The organism is Streptomyces swartbergensis (assembly GCF_002148965.1).
Lineage (GTDB): Bacteria > Actinomycetota > Actinomycetes > Streptomycetales > Streptomycetaceae > Streptomyces > Streptomyces swartbergensis.
The window spans coordinates 1-15,542 of record NZ_NGFN01000202.1; the positions used below are offsets into that span (position 1 = coordinate 1).

At 71.9% G+C, this 15,542-nt stretch carries 15 protein-coding genes and 1 pseudogene; 5 read left to right on the top strand and 11 right to left on the bottom strand.

The window, feature by feature from the left end; genetic code table 11:
- On the top strand, positions 1-590 hold a 590-nt coding region (locus CA983_RS27415), incomplete at its 5' end, for a zinc finger domain-containing protein (protein WP_086603511.1).
- A 13-nt stretch (positions 591-603) separates the two neighbouring features.
- On the opposite strand, the gene CA983_RS27420 is transcribed toward CA983_RS27415, so the two are convergent.
- The 4 genes from CA983_RS27420 to CA983_RS27435 form a co-directional block, all read right to left on the bottom strand.
- Positions 604-1,785: a PP2C family protein-serine/threonine phosphatase gene (locus tag CA983_RS27420; RefSeq protein ID WP_086603512.1), complete on the bottom strand. Its 1,182-nt coding sequence runs from the start codon at positions 1,783-1,785 to the stop codon at positions 604-606.
- A gap of 148 nt (positions 1,786-1,933) precedes the next feature.
- A complete protein-coding gene (locus tag CA983_RS27425) occupies positions 1,934-2,587 on the bottom strand; it encodes a zf-HC2 domain-containing protein (protein WP_086603513.1) in 654 nt (217 codons plus the stop codon).
- Between the two features lie 151 nt (positions 2,588-2,738).
- Positions 2,739-3,251, bottom strand: a complete 513-nt coding sequence (locus tag CA983_RS27430) for a hypothetical protein (RefSeq protein WP_086603514.1) — start codon at positions 3,249-3,251, stop codon at positions 2,739-2,741.
- 151 nt (positions 3,252-3,402) lie between these two features.
- Entirely contained in the window at positions 3,403-3,948 is a 546-nt protein-coding gene (locus CA983_RS27435) for a sigma-70 family RNA polymerase sigma factor (protein ID WP_086603515.1), read from the bottom strand.
- 221 nt (positions 3,949-4,169) lie between these two features.
- Here CA983_RS27435 and CA983_RS27440 point away from each other — a divergent pair, with 221 nt between their 5' ends.
- Positions 4,170-5,324: a CapA family protein gene (locus tag CA983_RS27440; protein WP_086603516.1), complete on the top strand. Its 1,155-nt coding sequence runs from the start codon at positions 4,170-4,172 to the stop codon at positions 5,322-5,324.
- Between the two features lie 4 nt (positions 5,325-5,328).
- Here the strand turns inward: CA983_RS27440 and CA983_RS27445 are convergent, their stop codons facing one another.
- The 3 genes from CA983_RS27445 to CA983_RS27455 all read right to left on the bottom strand — a co-directional run bounded on the left by CA983_RS27445 (position 5,329) and on the right by CA983_RS27455 (position 7,825).
- Positions 5,329-6,756: an amino acid permease gene (locus tag CA983_RS27445; RefSeq protein ID WP_086603517.1), complete on the bottom strand. Its 1,428-nt coding sequence runs from the start codon at positions 6,754-6,756 to the stop codon at positions 5,329-5,331.
- A gap of 95 nt (positions 6,757-6,851) precedes the next feature.
- The gene (locus CA983_RS27450) at positions 6,852-7,289 is read right to left on the bottom strand and encodes a pyridoxamine 5'-phosphate oxidase family protein (protein WP_167407476.1); all 438 of its coding nucleotides are present in this window, start codon (positions 7,287-7,289) and stop codon (positions 6,852-6,854) included.
- 74 nt (positions 7,290-7,363) lie between these two features.
- Entirely contained in the window at positions 7,364-7,825 is a 462-nt protein-coding gene (locus CA983_RS27455; protein WP_086603519.1) for a universal stress protein, read from the bottom strand.
- 88 nt (positions 7,826-7,913) lie between these two features.
- Between CA983_RS27455 and lysX the strand changes: the two genes are divergently transcribed.
- Together lysX and CA983_RS27465 are read left to right on the top strand one after the other, a co-directional pair.
- On the top strand, positions 7,914-11,204 hold the full coding sequence (lysX, locus tag CA983_RS27460; RefSeq protein ID WP_086603520.1) for a bifunctional lysylphosphatidylglycerol synthetase/lysine--tRNA ligase LysX: 3,291 nt from the start codon (positions 7,914-7,916) through the stop codon (positions 11,202-11,204).
- An 89-nt stretch (positions 11,205-11,293) separates the two neighbouring features.
- Positions 11,294-12,127, top strand: coding sequence for a polysaccharide deacetylase family protein (locus CA983_RS27465; protein ID WP_086603521.1), 834 nt, complete (start codon positions 11,294-11,296; stop codon positions 12,125-12,127).
- A 39-nt stretch (positions 12,128-12,166) separates the two neighbouring features.
- Here CA983_RS27465 and CA983_RS27470 read toward each other — a convergent pair whose 3' ends face one another.
- Complete coding sequence (locus tag CA983_RS27470) at positions 12,167-12,835, bottom strand: class F sortase (protein WP_086603522.1); 669 nt, start codon at positions 12,833-12,835, stop codon at positions 12,167-12,169.
- Between the two features lie 359 nt (positions 12,836-13,194).
- On the opposite strand from CA983_RS27470, the gene CA983_RS27475 reads away from it, so the two are divergent.
- Entirely contained in the window at positions 13,195-13,683 is a 489-nt protein-coding gene (locus tag CA983_RS27475; protein WP_086603523.1) for a hypothetical protein, read from the top strand.
- Between the two features lie 107 nt (positions 13,684-13,790).
- Here the strand turns inward: CA983_RS27475 and CA983_RS27480 are convergent, their stop codons facing one another.
- The 3 genes and pseudogenes from CA983_RS27480 to CA983_RS47250 form a co-directional block, all read right to left on the bottom strand.
- Positions 13,791-14,330 (bottom strand): hypothetical protein, encoded by a 540-nt coding sequence (locus CA983_RS27480; protein WP_086603524.1) that lies wholly within the window; start codon positions 14,328-14,330, stop codon positions 13,791-13,793.
- 224 nt (positions 14,331-14,554) lie between these two features.
- Positions 14,555-15,319, bottom strand: coding sequence for a bestrophin-like domain (locus tag CA983_RS27485; protein ID WP_086603525.1), 765 nt, complete (start codon positions 15,317-15,319; stop codon positions 14,555-14,557).
- A gap of 24 nt (positions 15,320-15,343) precedes the next feature.
- A pseudogene (locus tag CA983_RS47250) lies at positions 15,344-15,542 on the bottom strand (hypothetical protein); the annotation flags it as partial.

Below are 15,542 nucleotides of genomic sequence, written 5' to 3' on the forward strand. Positions count from 1 at the left end.
CCGGCAAGGGCCCCCTCGCCCTGCGCGTGGCCCTGGAGACCRGCGCCGGCTTCGACCTGACCGAGGCCGGTACTCAGAAGCGGCTGGCGGTGTACGTCGTGGGGGACCCGCAGGAGGTCCAGGGCATCGCCCGGCTCGGCCCGGACCCGCTGGCCGACGACTTCGACGAGCGGCGCTTCACGGAACTGCTGGCCGGTGAACGGCGGCAGGTCAAGGGCGCGTTGCGCGACCAGAGCCTGATCGCGGGCGTGGGCAACGCCTACAGCGACGAGATCCTGCACGCGGCGAGGATGTCGCCCTTCAAACTGGCCGCGTCCCTGACCGAGGAGGAGACCGGGCGGCTGTACGCGGCCCTGCGCGACACGCTCACCGAGGCGGTCGAACGCTCCCGGGGCGTGGCGGCGGGCCGGCTGAAGGCCGAGAAGAAGAGCGGCCTGCGCGTGCACGGCCGCACGGGCGAGCCCTGCCCGGTGTGCGGCGACACCGTCCGCGAGGTGTCCTTCAGCGATTCCTCGCTGCAGTACTGCCCGACCTGCCAGACCGGTGGCAAACCGCTGGCGGACCGCAGATTGTCCCGGCTGCTGAAGTGACCCGTCCTCGGCCTCACCGGGCAGGGCGCGACCACTCGAACATGAGGATGGTCGCGTCGTCCCGCAGCCGGCTGGTGGACGAGTCGAGGATGGAGTGGATGAGGCGCCGCAGCGTCTCGGGCGCCAGCTCGCCCGCTGCCGTCGCCCGGATGATGTAGTCGGCGAACTGCTCCAGCCCGAACTCCGCGCCGTCGGCACCCCTGGCCTCGGTGACCCCGTCGGTGTACATCAGCACCCGGTCGCCGGGCTTCAGCGCGATCTCGTGTGTCCGCCGCTGCCGCCCGGCGAGCAGCGAGGGCAGTCCCATCGGCGGATCCGGGTCGCGCCGCATGGCGTCGACAAGCAGCCGCTGGTCGCGGATGAGCAACGGGGTGGGATGCCCGCAGTTGCTCCACCGCAGCATCCCGGAGGCCAGGTCCAGCTGGGCCAGCACGCCCGTGCAGAACTGGTCGGGCAGCCAGTGCGCCAGCGCGTCGTCGACGCACTGCACCAGCTCGGGCAGGTCCGCCCCGGTCCGCCGGGCGTTGCGRCACGCGGCCAGTGAGACGGCCGTGGTCAGCCCGGAGGCCAGGTCGTGTCCCATGGCGTCCAGGACCGTGGCGTGCAGGGTCGTGTCCGTGAGGGAGTGGTCGAAGGCGTCGCCGCCGATCTCGTAGGCCGGCTCCAGCACAGCCGTGGACACGACGTGCTGGGTGCCGATCGTGCGGGGCGGCAGGAAGGCCCGCAGCATCTCGGCGGGCAGGCGCATCGGATTCGTGCGCGTACGCCGGACGAAGGAGTCCTGGTACGCCCGGGTGGACGTGATCATCATGGCGAGGAGCGTGGCGAGGGCCCTGCCGCGGCGCAGGACGGCCGGCGTCAGCGAGGGCGCGTGCACGGCGAGGACGCCGAGGCGTTCCGCTCCGTCCACGAGGGGGATCCAGGCCGTCATGCCGCCCGACTCGGACTCCTCCACGCGCAGGGACTGGGTGCGGTAGGTCCAGCCCGCGAGCGAGTCGTCGACGGGCAGGGGCGGGGTGACGTCGGTGAGCGGGACGAGCCGGCGCTGCTGGATGTCGGCGAGGTAGACCACGGAGTGCTGGAGCCCCAGGGCCTTGGTGCAGCGGGCCGCCGCGGTGGTCAGGTCCAGCGCCGCGTTCTCCGGATCGGCGAGGAACTCCTCCAGGCGACCGTCGCCGGTCTCTGCCGTCGCCACCTCGTCTCCCCTCGCCGGGACCGCGGGCACCCGGACCTCCCGGGCGTGTCGTCCAGCAGTCTCACACCGGGGCGCACGAGATGCCCGGCGACCGGGGCGGACGGACGACAGCCCCTCCGCGGAGCAGGCGGGGATGTGCCGGACGGCGCTATTGCGGCTGAAGTCTCACCAGGACCTCTCCGGCCGCCGAGCGGACCTCGTAGCGGGCGGTCTCGTCGGGATGCATGGAGGAGCTGGCCATCATCGTGTTGGGGTGGGTGTCGTGCCCGGGCCCGTGCCAGCTGGTCGCGGTCTCCTCCGTGCCGTCGCGGCCGACGATGACGAGGTGGCAGGGCCGGGGACCGGCCGCGTCCTTCACCTTCAGTTCGACCTGGCTGCCCGAGGCCTTGTCCTCGACGGTGACCTGGGCCCAGACACCCGACCGCGCGTCGGTCGCCGCGATCCGCACCGGCTCCTCGGGGCTGCCCTGCGCCATCATCGCGACCCCCGGTACCGACACGGCGAACACCACCGACGCGGCCAGGGCGAACAGCATGCGCCTGCGCCCGGCCCGGCGCCGCGTCGCCACCTCGGCCAGCAGCCGGTCCAGCATGCGCGGCCCGGGCTGCGCCATCGGGTGCACGAACCGTGGCGTCGCCCGCCGGTACAGCATCAACTGCCGTGTCGTCGGGCCGAATTCCGTCACCTCTGCGGCGCACCGAGGGCACTCCATGAGGTGGTCCTCGAAGCGGAAGGCCTCCGCCTCGTCCAGCACGCCGAGCGCGTAGGCGCCGACGTCGCGATGCCTTTCCAGGGACCTCATGCCGAATCCTCGTGCCGTTGGGTGCGGGTGGGGTTACTCCTTGCTCCCACCGGTACGGACCAGGCAGCGGAATCACTCAAGCCGGTGACACAATCGCAACCAAAGGATTCGGAGCGCCCCGGCCCGCGGATTGGTCCGGGGACGCGGAAATCTAAAAAAGATGGATGGCGAGGTGTCCCAGCGGCAGTCCGAGCTGCCAGGCGGGCGTCCAGACCTTCGGCCCCTCGTCCTCACCGACCACCGGAGCGCCGCCCGGCACCGCGTTCAGGTCGGGCGCGAGCAGCTCCGTCTCCTGGAGCCAGCGCCAGGCCTCCTCCGCCAGGTCCAGGTCCGGCGCGGGCCGACCCGACTCCGCGGCCCCGGCGGCGACCTCGGCCAGCCGCTCGCGCACCCACTCCTGCCACGGCTGGTCGTAGGCCGTCAGTGACAGCCACGTCTCCAGTTGCGTGACGACCCTGATGCCCGAGAGCTCTCCCTCGGTGTCGGAGAGGAAGATGGTCAGCGCCAGGGCGTCCCGCCCCGCGCGGAACTCGAAGGACGTCGGCGGCATCAGATCGCCGCTCCGCAGCAGCTCGTCGGCGATGTACTCGGCATACAACCACGCCATGGGGACGGTCAGTTCACCGTCGGCGCCGTCCGTGCCCTCTTCGCTTCTGTGCAGCATCCCTTCCTGCCTTCCTCCGGTACGTGCGCGTCGCCCGACACCGGGCCCCGGGGCGCTGACGGCCCCATCCGGAACACGGATGGGAACAGCCGATTACTCAACCGGGGTCCGCAGCAAGGCGCTTTACGGAGGTTTGACTCAGCCATGGGTTTCAGCGCAGGTCGGCGGCGTACCCCGGAAGCACCCGGCGCAGGGCGCGCAGCGCGTAGTACGCGCGGGACTTCACGGTACCGGGCGGGATGCCGAGGGTCGCCGCGGCTTCCGCCACACTCGCCCCCTGGAAGTACACGAGCACCAGGACTTCACGGTGTTCCGGAGTGAGTGTCTTCACAGCCTGGCGGACGTCGAGCATCGCCACGGCCCGCTCGGCGTGGTCGGAGATGACCCGCGCGTTCTCCAGCACCGCGTCGCCGACCTCGGCCGGACGGGCCTGCCGGGCCCGCCGGGCGTCGATCGCGAGCCGCCGCGCGACGGTCATCAGCCAGGGCCGTACGGACTCGAAGTCGTCGGCGCGCAGCGCCTCGGGGTGCTGCCAGGCACGCACCAGCGTCTCCTGGACCAGGTCCTCCGCGCGCTGCCGGTCGCCGTCGCAGAGCCGGAGCAGGAGCGCGAAAAGGGGCCGGCCGTGCTCCCGCTGCAGTGCGGCGAGCTCGTGCTCGGCGGTCGTTCCGTTGGTGAGAGTGGATCCGGCCGTCATGGCCGTATGCCACCGCAGGGCCCAGCCGGGGGACAGGGCACGTATCCGCCTGTGCGGCGGACGGTCGATCGCGTCGACGAACGGTTCGACGAACGGTCACGCGCCCGGCCATGTGGGTGCCGGACGGGCTGATGAGCGTGTCGGAGCCGCGTGGGGCGCGGTGAGCCTTCTTTCCTGTTTGTGCGTAAATACGACCACAACGCCCACAGTGGGGTGAATGCATGATCGCACGCAGTCGACAGGTGGCCCTGGCCCTGACCGTCGCCCTCGCCGCGGGTGCCGCCTGCCAGGCCCGCAGCCACGAACCGACCGGCCCCGGACGCCCGGCGCCCTCCGCGGTGGAACCCCGCGGCTTCACACTGGTCGCCTCCGGCGACGTCCTCCCGCACAGCACGATCATCGACCGGGCCCGCTTCGACGCCGGCGGCACCGGCTACGACTTCCGGCCGATGCTCGCGGGGATCCGCTCCGTCGTCTCCCGCGCCGACGTGGCCCTGTGCCACATGGAGACGGTGTACGGCGCGGACGGCGACTACACCGGCTACCCCACCTTCAAGTCCCCGCCCGAGGTCGCCCGGGCCCTCGCCGCCACCGGCTACGACGGCTGCTCCACCGCCTCCAACCACACCCTCGACGACGGCGCCGACGGCATCCGCCGCACCCTCGACGCCCTCGACCGCGCGGGCGTACGGCACGCCGGCTCGGCACGCGCCGAGGAGGAGGCCCGTACGGTGACGATCCTCCAGGCGGGCCCGGCGAAGGTCGCGCACCTCGCCTACACCTACGGCACCAACGGCATCCCGCTGCCGGACGGACAGCCCTGGGCCGTGAACCTCATCGACGAGGCCAGGATCCTCGAGGACGCCCGGGCCGCGCGCCGGGCCGGCGCCGACGTGGTCGTGGTCTCCACACACTGGGGCACCGAGTGGCAGGACGCCCCCGACGAACAGCAAGTGACCCTGGCCCGCAGCCTCACCGCCGCGAGCAGCGGGGGCCGCCCCGACGTCGACCTCGTCCTCGGCACCCACGCGCACGTCCCGCAGGCCTACGAGAAGGTCAACGGCACCTGGGTGATCTACGGCATGGGCGACCAGATCGCCGGCGAGATGACCAACCACCAGGGCGCCCGGGACCCGCGCGGCAACCAGTCCACCCTCGGCCGCTTCACCTTCGCCCCGCCCGCACGGCCGGGCGGCCGCTGGGAGGTGACCAAGGCCGAGTTCGTCCCGCAGCTGTTCGACGTCGACGCCGGCCGGGTCGTCAACCTCAACCGGGCGATCGCCCAGGGCGCCGGCGTCCAGGCCGTCCGCGACCGCATCCGCGACGTCGTGCTCAGCCGGGGCGCGGCCGAAGACGGTCTGGTGATGGGGGAGTAGGGCCTCACTCGCCGTCCGGGCGGCGCCTCGCCAGCTCCGAGCGCCGGTAGGAGTACGCGAAGTAGACCACGAGCCCCAGCGCGAACCACACGGCGAACCGCGCCCAGGTCTGCCACTGGAGGAAGGTGATCAGCCAGATCGAGAAGACGATGCCCACGGCCGGCACGACCGGCATCCACGGCGTGCGGAACGTGCGCGGCAGGTCCGGCTGCCGGTAGCGCAGCACGATCACCGCCGCGCACACCACCACGAACGCCAGCAGGATGCCGATGTTGGTCAGCTCGGCCGCCTCGCCGATCGGCAGGAACCCGGCGATGGCGGCCGACGCGAACCCCACGATCCAGGTGACACGCGTGGGCACGTGCCGCGTCGGGTGCGTCTTCGCGAACCACCTGGGCAGCAGCCCGTCACGGGACATGGAGAACCACACCCGGGTCACGCCCAGCATGAACGTGAACATCACCGTGAGGATGCCGATGATCGCGCCCACCGCGATGACGTCCGCCAGCCCGCTCAGCCCCACCGACTTGAACGCCGTCGAGAAGCCGCTCTCCTTGTCGATCTCCTTGTAGTCCTGCATGCCCGTCAGCACCAGGCAGGCCGCCACGTACAGCACCATCGAGATGGCGAGCGAGTAGATGATCGCCTTCGGCATGTGCCGCTGGGCGTCCTTGGACTCCTCGGCCGCCGTCGACATGGCGTCGTAGCCGAACACCGCGAAGAACACCGTCGCCGCGCCCGTGAACGCCCCGCCGACCCCGTACGGGAAGAACGGGTTGTAGTGCGCCGTGTCGATGTGGAACACGCCGACCCCGATCACCAGCAGCACGACCAGGACCTTCAGCACCACCACGACCGTCTCGAACCGGGCCGCGTTCTTGATGCCGAGGGTGAGCAGATACGCGATCAGCAGGCACAGCAGCGCCGCGAACAGGTCGACCTTGTGCCCGTCACCGGTGCCGGGGGCGCCCAGCATCCAGTTCGGCAGGTCGGCGCCCATCTCACCGACCAGGAAGCTGAAGTAGCCGGAGATGCCGATCGCGACCACCGCCACGATCGCCGTGTACTCCAGCAGCAGGTCCCAGCCGATGAACCAGCCCGCGAGCTCGCCGAGCACCGCGTAGCCGTAGGTGTAGGCGGAACCGGCCTTCGGGATGAGCCCGGCGAACTCGGCGTAGGACAGGGCGGCCGCGGCACTCGCGACGCCCGCGATGAGGAAGGAGACGAGCACGGCCGGACCGGCCGTACCGTTGGCCACGGTTCCGGCGAGGGTGAAGATGCCCGCGCCGATGATGCCGCCCACGCCGATGGCGGTCAGCTGCCACAGCCCCAGGGACCGTTCGAGCTGGGTGCCCTTGCCGACTTCCGTCTCCTCGATCTGCTCGATGGGTTTGCGACGGAGAATCCCCTGACCCATGCGGAGCCCGGCCATGCGCCTCACCTCTTCGCGATCGGCAAACGGCTGATGGCGGATCATGATGGCCCAGGTGCCCCCGTGACGGAAGACACCGCGAGGGCCCTGTCGCCTCAGGGGGCCACGGCGTAGCTCAGGTCGTGCGCGACGAGGGACACGGGCTTCAGACGCAGCCACACCGTCCCCCGCTGCGCGGGATCGTCGTGCAGGTAGTGCACGAATCGCTCGTCCCACCGCGCCTCGTCGGCGCCCAGATAGCGGACGAGCTTGCGCCGGCCCCGCTCGACGTCGAACGGCAGGAGCTCGGCCCGGCCCCGCGCGATCACCTGCCGGACCAGCCCCGTCGCCAGATCGCACTCGTCCACCACCAGCGCGACCCCGGGATCGGCCCGCACCCGGTCGAAGAGGCGCGCCCAGGGCCCGGTCAGCACCCAGAAGGCGCCCTCCTCCCACAGGAACCAGACGGGCCGGACCGTCGGCCCGTTAGTGGCGAGGCGCGCGGTGAGCGGCCGGTGCAGAAAGGTGTCCACGTCGAAGGCAGCAGAAGTCACCGCAGCATCCTCGGGCCCACGTGATCCTCGTGTACACCGACCGGGGACCTAGGTCCCCGGTATGCCGATGAGGCCTACGGCACCACCGTCACCGGCCACCGCCCCGCCTTCACCAGCCGCACCGCCACCGATCCGACGATGCGGTGGCCCGCCTGTTCGGACGCGCCCACGACCACCGCGTCCGCCTTGAGTTCGTCCGCCGCCTTCACCAGGCCGTTGTACGGATCGCCGCGGAACGTCTGGAACTCCCAGCGGACCTCGAATATCCCCTTGAGCCGCTCGGCCGCGTCCCGGATCTGCGCCACCAAGTCCTCGGCGATCTCGTCGGTCGTCCCGGCCACCGGCGCCCCGAGCGCCGCGCCCGCCGCCAGTACCGGCTGCACGTACACCACGGCGAGCAGCGCGTGCTGGCGCCGGGCCAGGCCGGCGGCGTAGGCCGCGGCGCGCAGGGACGAGTCGGAGCCGTCCACCCCGGCCACGATCACCTTCGGCCCGTCCGTGCCCCGTTCGAACTGATGGGAGTGCTGTTCCGTCACGCTGCGAGGCTATCGAAGGCCACAGGTCAGGTCTGGGGGCGGGAGCGCTCGAGGGGCGAGAGGACACGGGTGTTCCTAGAGTCGGAACATGAGTGCCATCGCGGACAGCGGGACGGCCGACAAGGGCACCGCGGGTCCGATACGGCCGCCCCGCGGCCGGGCCCACGGTTTCCTGAGCCGGGTACCCGAGGGCTTGGCGGTCCTCTTCGGCGCCCTGGGCCTGCTCTGCGCCCTGCTGGCGGTCATCCCGCCGCTGCGCACCGGGCTCCGCCCCCTCGTCCGCTTCCTCGACCTGCTGCTCGTCCCCGTCAGCGCCAACCTCGCCTACGCGGTCTTCCTGTTCCTGCTCGCCGCCGCGACCGGCGCCCGCAAGAAGATCGCCTGGTGGCTGGTCGTCGTCTACCTGGGTTTGCTGGTCCTGACCGACATCCTCGGCATGGCCGTCGGCGAGTTCAGCGAGTCCGTCCCGTCCTTCGTGGTCTGCGGCCTCGCCCTGGTCCTGCTGATCGTCGCGCGCGGGGAGTTCTACGCCGCCTCCCGCCGGGCCGCCGTACGCCGGGCGCTCGCCGTCCTGGCGGCCGGGCTGGCCGTGGCGATCCTGGCCGGCTGGGGGCTGGTCGAGGCGTTCCCGGGCACGCTGCCCCGCGGCGAGCGCCTGGCCTGGGCCGCGAACCGGGTCCTGGGCGGCCTGGTGCCCGCGGGCAGCTTCGACGGCCGCCCGCCGCACGCCCTGTTCTTCCTGCTCGGCCTGTTCGGCGCGCTCGCCCTGCTGAACGCCGCCGCCACCCTGTTCCGCTCGCAGCGCCTGGAAGCCGCCCTGCACGACGACGAGGAGCCCCGCATCCGCGCCCTCCTCGCCCGCTACGGCGACCAGGACTCCCTCGGCTACTTCGCCACCCGCCGCGACAAGGCCGTCGTCTTCTCGCCCAGCGGCAAGGCCGCCGTCACCTACCGCGTCGAGGCCGGCGTGTGCCTGGCCAGCGGCGACCCGGTGGGCGACCGGGAGGCCTGGCCGCACGCGATCGCCGTCTGGCAGGACGTGGCCCGCCGGCACGCCTGGGTACCGGCCGTGATGGGCGCCTCCGAGGAGGGCGCCAAGGCCTTCGTCCGCGCCGGGCTCGGCGCGCTCCAGCTCGGCGACGAGGCGATCCTGCACGTCCGCGACTTCGACCTCGACGGCCGCGACATGCGCGTCACCCGCCAGGCCGTCAACCGCGTCCGCCGTGCCGGCGCCACCTGCCGCGTCCGCCGCCACTCGACCCTGAGCGAGGAGGAGATGCGGCAGATCGTCGAACGGGCCGACGCCTGGCGCGACACCGAGACCGAACGCGGCTTCTCCATGGCCCTGGACCGGCTGGGCGACCCGGCCGACGGCGACTGCCTCCTGGTCGAGGCCCACGACAAGGACGGCCGCCTCCTCGCCCTCCAGTCCTTCGTGCCCTGGGGCAGGGACGGCGTCTCCCTGGACCTGATGCGCCGTGACCGCACCGCCCCCAACGGCGTCATGGAGTTCATGGTCGCCGAACTGTGCCACGCCGCACCGAAACTGGGCGTGCGCAGGATCTCGCTGAACTTCGCCGTCTTCCGCTCCGTGTTCGAGGAGGGCGCCCGCATCGGCGCCGGACCGGTGCTCCGCCTCTGGCGCCGCCTGCTGCTGTTCTTCTCCAAGTGGTGGCAACTGGAGGCCCTGTACCGGTCCAACGCCAAGTACCACCCCGAGTGGTACCCCCGCTTCCTCTGCTACTCGGAGGCCGCCTCCCTCGCCCGGGTCGGACTCGCCTCCGGCATCGCCGAGGGCTTCGTGTCCGTACCTTCGATGCACAAGCTCTGGGGAAAAGGGCACTCGAAGGATGGACAGCGGCCCGCCACCACGGAGGGGCTGCCGTCAGTGGCGGCGCTCGGCCTCGCCGGAGGGGACGGGACCGAGCCCGCCGACCCCCTCGCCGGCCTGTCCGACCAGGTCCGCGTCCGGCACCGCAAGCTCGACCGGCTGCGCGCCGCCGGCACCGACCCCTACCCGGTGGGCGTACCGGCCCCCACCCACGCCCTCGCCGAGGTCGGAGAGGACCAACAGGTCACCGTCGCCGGCCGGGTCATGCTGGTCCGCGACTTCGGCGGCATCGTCTTCGCCGTCCTGCGCGACTGGTCCGGCGACCACCAGCTCGCCCTCACCCGCGACCGCTCGGGACCCGCCCTGGACCGCTTCACCGCCGACACCGACATCGGCGACCACATCACCGCCACCGGCCGGGCCGGCGTCAGCGACAAGGGCGAGCCCACCGTCTTCGTCACCTCCTGGCAGCTCACCGGCAAGTGCCTGCGCCCCCTGCCCGACAAACGCCGAGGCCTGGCCGACCCGGAGGCCAAGGTCCGCCGCCGCTACCTCGACCTGGTCACGAGCCCCGACGCCCGCGAGGTGATCCGCGCCCGCTCCACCGCCGTCCAGGCGCTGCGCCAGGGCCTGCTGGAACGCGGTTACCTGGAGGTCGAGACACCGATGCTCCAGCAGATCCACGGCGGCGCCAACGCCCGCCCCTTCACCACCCACATCAACGCCTACGACCTCGACCTCTACCTGCGCATCGCCCCCGAGCTGTACCTCAAGCGGCTGTGCGTCGGCGGCCTGGAGAAGGTCTTCGAACTGGGCCGCACCTTCCGCAACGAGGGCGTCTCCTACAAGCACAACCCCGAGTTCACGATGCTGGAGGCCTACCAGGCCTTCGCCGACTACGACGTGATGCTCGACCTCGCCCGTGAACTCGTCCAGGGCGCCGCGACCGCCGCCTTCGGCACGCCCGTGGCCCGCAAGGACGGCAAGGAGTACGACATCTCCGGCCCGTGGCCGGTCAAGACCGTCTACGGCGCCATCGGCGAGGCCCTCGGCGAGGAGATCCACCCGGGGACGGAGCTGCCGGAGCTGCTCCGGCTGTGCGACCGCGCGGGCGTGCCGTACACCGCCGACGACGGCCACGGCGACGTCGTCCTGGAGATGTACGAGCGGCTGGTGGAGGAGCGCACCCAGCTGCCCACCTTCTACAAGGACTTCCCGACCGAGGTCTCCCCGCTCACCCGGCAGCACCGCAGCGACCCGCGCCTCGCCGAACGCTGGGACCTCGTCGCCTTCGGCACCGAACTCGGCACCGCCTACTCGGAGCTGACCGACCCCGTCGAGCAGCGCCGCCGCCTCACCGCGCAGTCCCTGCTCGCCGCCGGGGGCGATCCCGAGGCGATGGAACTCGACGAGGACTTCCTCGACGCCCTCGAGTACGCCATGCCGCCCACCGGCGGCCTCGGCATCGGCGTCGACCGGCTGGTCATGTTCCTCACCGGACTGACGATCCGGGAGACCCTGCCGTTCCCCCTGGTGCGCCCGCACTGACCCTTTTGCCTGGGCCGTTCGGGTGAATCCGTGCCGCCGCACCGGTGTTGCTCAGGTGCGTCGGCCTTCCGCCGGGCGACTGATGAGTCATGAAGAAGGATCAGTTGCTCACCAGGCGCCGGCTGTTGATCGCGGGCACCGGCGCCGTGGGAGCGGCCGCCACGGCCCGTGTGCTCACGGCGGTCACCGGGGACGGCTCCGCCGGGTCCGTCCCGGCCTCGGGACCCCAGGCCCGCCGCCCGCTCAGCTCCTCCGCGTACCGGCTGCAGCCCCTGACCGGGTACGGCCCGCCGCAGGCCGCGCCCCGCCGGACCCTGGTACGCCGCGCACCGCTGCTGCGCTTCTCCGGCCGCGGCCGCACCATGGTGCTGACCTTCGACGACGGCCCCGACCCCCGCTACACCCCGGACATCCTCGACACCCTGGCCGAGTACGACGTGCGCGCCATGTTCTTCGTGTGCGGGGAGATGGTCGCCGGCAGCAAGGGGCTGCTGGCCCGGATGGCCGACGAGGGCCATGTGGTCGGGAACCACACCTGGTCCCACCCGCTGCTCACCCGCCTGACCCGCCGCCAGATCCGCTCCCAGATGGAACGCACCTGTGACGTCATCGAGGAGGCCTGCGGCGAGCGCCCCGAGTGGTTCCGCGCCCCCTACGGCGCCTGGAACCGCGCCGCCTTCCAACTCGGCGCCGAGCTCGGCATGGAACCCCTCGCCTGGACGCTCGACACCCTCGACTGGACCAGCCCCGGCACCCGGACCATCGTCAACCGGGTCGAGAACGGCGCCGCCCCCGGTGTCGTGGTGCTCGCACACGACGCCGGGGGCGACCGCTCGGAGAGCGTGCGGGCCCTGCGGCGCTACCTGCCCGAACTGCTGGACTCCGGCTACCACGTCACCGTGCCCCGGCGGCACTACGCCTGAGACCCGCCGTCGGGCCTTCGCCCGCCCGGCCGGGGACGCTCAGCGCACCTCGACCAGGCGGGCGAAGGCGACGACGTTGCCCTCGTAGCCGTTCTGCTGGGAGAAACCGCCGCCGCAGGTGATGACCCGCAGTTCCGCCGTGCCCTTGGAGGCGTAGACACGGTCGCCGGGGAAGTTGTCCTTCTCGAACACCTCGACGCCGTAGATCTCGAACACGGCCGTCTTGCCGTCCTGCCGGGCGACCTCGACGCGGTTTCCCTTCTTCAGGGCCCCCAGTCCGTAGAACACGGCGGGGCCCTGCTGGTTGTCGACATGGCCGACGACGACCGCGGTGCCCTTCTCGCCGGGGGTGACGGCACCGGTGAACCAGCCGGCCAGGTTCGGGTCCTCCGGGGGCGGCGCGCCGACCCAGCCGTCCGCGTCCAGGCCGACGGGAATCATCGGCGCGTCGACCTGGATCGCCGGGATCCTGATCCGGTCCGGGAGGGCGTAGGGGAGGGGCTTGACGGTCCCGGCGAAGGTGTCACCGGGCACGCGGCTGTCCGCCGCGGCGGCGGTCGCCGGCTGCGGCGGGCCCTCGTCGAATTCCCCCGAACCATTCCGGATGAGCGCGAGGCCGGTCAGCAGAACCAGCGCTATCACGCCCCAGGGGGCGCGCTTCTTGCGCCGCGCCTCCTCTTCCGCCTCGGCCAGCTCGGACGCAGACATGGGCCATCCCCTCTCGACCCGGCCGTCGCCGAGTCGTTCGCGCATACCAGAACGCTAAGCGCCGCGCGCGCAACCGGCGACGGGGCAGGAGCGAACGGGTGGCGCAGGGCATTCCGGGCTGCCCGGGGCGGCCCGGGGCATGAGGTGCGCCATCCGAGTTGCCGCCGCGAGGAATTTTCTGACGGTGCGTGACCTGCGGCGATATCCGATTGCGCGGTTGTCCCGCGGTGCCTCCTCTCACCAGGACGGACCAGTCCCGAAATGCGGCTCCGGGCAAGGCAACTGACTGTCGTCCTGGGAGGCGCTTTCTCGCCGATCGACCGGGGACGGGTCCCGGGGCGTCTTCCGCGGAGGTTCACATGCGTAACACTCGTGCCCTGGCGGTCGCCGGCGCCGCGGTCGCCGCCCTCGGCCTCTCCGCCCCCGCGGCCGTCGCGTGGGACACACCCAGCAACATCGTCGCCCTGCCCAGCGTGATCGCCCGCGGCGGCCAGCTGACCATCACGGTCGACGGCTGCCGCCACGGCGGCACGGCGACCTCCAATGCGTTCACGATGCCGGCGACGCTCTCGCCCGTCTCCGGCGCCAAGGAGACGGCGAGGGGCACCGCCACCATCAGGAACAACGCCCGCCCGGGGCCGTACGACATCACGGTCAGGTGCGACGGCAAGAGCCTGACCAAGCCCCAGGCCTTCACCGTCATCGGCGGTGTCCGCGGCGGTATCGGCGGCAGCAGCACCACCGGTGCGACCCCGACCGACATGGCCATCGGCGGTGGGCTCGTGGCCGCGGCGCTCGTCGGCGGCGGGGTGTTCTGGATGCGCCGCCGCGCCGAGCGGAGCGTCTGACGCCTCGTTCCCCGCTCCTTCGTCGAGCCGCCTCGCACGCACAGGTCTTCGCCCCGGATCCGTCGAGGGATCCGGGGCGAAGACCTGTGCGTGCTGCCTCGGGCGGGTCAGCCGGCGTCCTCGTCGGTGCGGCGGCGTGCGAAGTGGTACGCCGTGCCCAATGCGCCGGCGATGAGGGCGGCGCCGAGGCCGATCTCCTTGAGGTCAAAAGCCGCGAGGGTGCCGCCCTCTCCGGCGTGCACGCCCTTCGACGGATGGCGGTGGTGGTCCGACGGGTGCTGCGGGGGGTGGTGCGGCGGACGGCCGCCGGCGATGGTCAGGTGCGCGGTGCCGCTCGACTCGTCACAGATGAACACCACGGAGTACACGGCCCCGGGCTTGGCGTCCCGGTCGACCCGGGCCGTCGCCGACGACTGGTGCCACGGGATGTCGAGCATGTCGAAGACCGGTGAGGAAACCACCGCCTCCCCCTGGCATGCTTCGTTGCGCTGCACGCGCAGCGTGACCTGGCCGCCCGCCGCGACGGTGGAGGGCTCGACGCTGAAGCCGAAGTCGGTCTGGACGGCCGCGTCGGCCGGCACGCAGGAGGTGAGGGTGCCGGCGCCCAGCAGTACGGCCGAGGCCGAAGCGACGCATATCGCGCGCATGGTGAATCCTCCGGGTCCCCGAGGAGCCGCCGCGGACCTGTTCCGCTCACGTCACGAATGCACCTCGATGCCCGAAACGCTAAGAACGGGCGCACGGCGGCGCGATCGCAGTAGCGCGAATGGGGCACACGTGTGGGCCGTCAGGGGGAAACCCCTTGACGCGGACGGGGGACGGCGACGGTGCGTCGCTCGCCCCCCGGCCCGGTTCCGTGGTGCGGGTGCCGTCAGTCCCCGGCACCCGGGAAGAGGTTCAGGAACGGGTCAGCCGACGCGGTCACGCCCCTGCTGTAGGGCGAGTCGAAGTCCCAGATGAGGAACAGCAGAAAGGCGATCAACGCCGAGAACAGCCCGGCGAGGACCAGTTCACGCGTCGTTCTGCGGATCTGCAGGGCGAAGATCATCCCGATGGTGACGACGGCTCCGCTGATCAGCCCGAACCACACCACGCCCGGCATGGTCTCCCCGGTCGACTCCGCCCGGGCGATCCGGGCCTGGCTGGCCGCGGTCACCTGGTCCAGGAGCGGCTGGTAGGCCTGTGCCTGGAAGTCCGTCTTCGGTTCGTAGTCGGTGACGTCCTGGCGGACGCGCTCGAAGAGCTCACGGCCGCGCTCGGTGACCTGACCCTTGTCGGCCATGGTGTCCCACTCGGTGGTGACGACGTGACTCACGTACGTGTGGATGTCGTCCCGGATGCGGTCGCGTACGTCGTCCGGGTAGACCCGGACCCGCTCCGAGATCTCGTGCAGCGCGGTGGCCTCCGCCTGGACGTGGTCCTGGGCGGCGTTGCGCCCCTCCCACACGCCGGCGATCGCCAGGCCCAGGACGATCGCGTACACCACGCCGATCCACATCGTCATGTACTCGATGACGTCCGGGGTCTCGCTGGGGTCCTCGTCGTCGGACGCCGTGCGGTGGCGTACGAAGGTGATGGCGACCACCATCACACAGGCGGCCAGCATCGCGAGGGTGAGAACAAGCCATTCCGGCAAGAGATGCCTCCAGAGCTTCAGGGGTCAGCGCGCGCGCAGCGCGGCGACGGCGACCACCGCGGGCACCGTGACGAGCAGGACGAAGGTGAGCGGCGACATGCTGTTGCTCGCCGGTCGTGGCCGCGGCGCGGCGCGGTACCGGGGGTAGTGCACGGGTGTCGCGGACGGACGCGGGGTGGGCTTCGCCGACGGCTTCGGTGCCGGGACGGGGGCCGGTGCGGGG

Excerpts from the sequence above, each read along its gene's own strand:
- CA983_RS27425 (WP_086603513.1), bottom strand. The coding sequence starts at position 2,587 with ATGAGGTCCCTGGAAAGGCATCGCGACGTCGGCGCCTACGCGCTCGGC.
- CA983_RS27430 (WP_086603514.1), bottom strand. The coding sequence starts at position 3,251 with ATGCTGCACAGAAGCGAAGAGGGCACGGACGGCGCCGACGGTGAACTG.
- CA983_RS27435 (WP_086603515.1), bottom strand. The coding sequence starts at position 3,948 with ATGACGGCCGGATCCACTCTCACCAACGGAACGACCGCCGAGCACGAG.
- CA983_RS27440 (WP_086603516.1), top strand. The coding sequence starts at position 4,170 with ATGATCGCACGCAGTCGACAGGTGGCCCTGGCCCTGACCGTCGCCCTC.
- CA983_RS27445 (WP_086603517.1), bottom strand. The coding sequence starts at position 6,756 with ATGGCCGGGCTCCGCATGGGTCAGGGGATTCTCCGTCGCAAACCCATC.
- lysX (WP_086603520.1), top strand. The coding sequence starts at position 7,914 with ATGAGTGCCATCGCGGACAGCGGGACGGCCGACAAGGGCACCGCGGGT.
- CA983_RS27465 (WP_086603521.1), top strand. The coding sequence starts at position 11,294 with ATGAAGAAGGATCAGTTGCTCACCAGGCGCCGGCTGTTGATCGCGGGC.
- CA983_RS27470 (WP_086603522.1), bottom strand. The coding sequence starts at position 12,835 with ATGTCTGCGTCCGAGCTGGCCGAGGCGGAAGAGGAGGCGCGGCGCAAG.
- CA983_RS27475 (WP_086603523.1), top strand. The coding sequence starts at position 13,195 with ATGCGTAACACTCGTGCCCTGGCGGTCGCCGGCGCCGCGGTCGCCGCC.
- CA983_RS27480 (WP_086603524.1), bottom strand. The coding sequence starts at position 14,330 with ATGCGCGCGATATGCGTCGCTTCGGCCTCGGCCGTACTGCTGGGCGCC.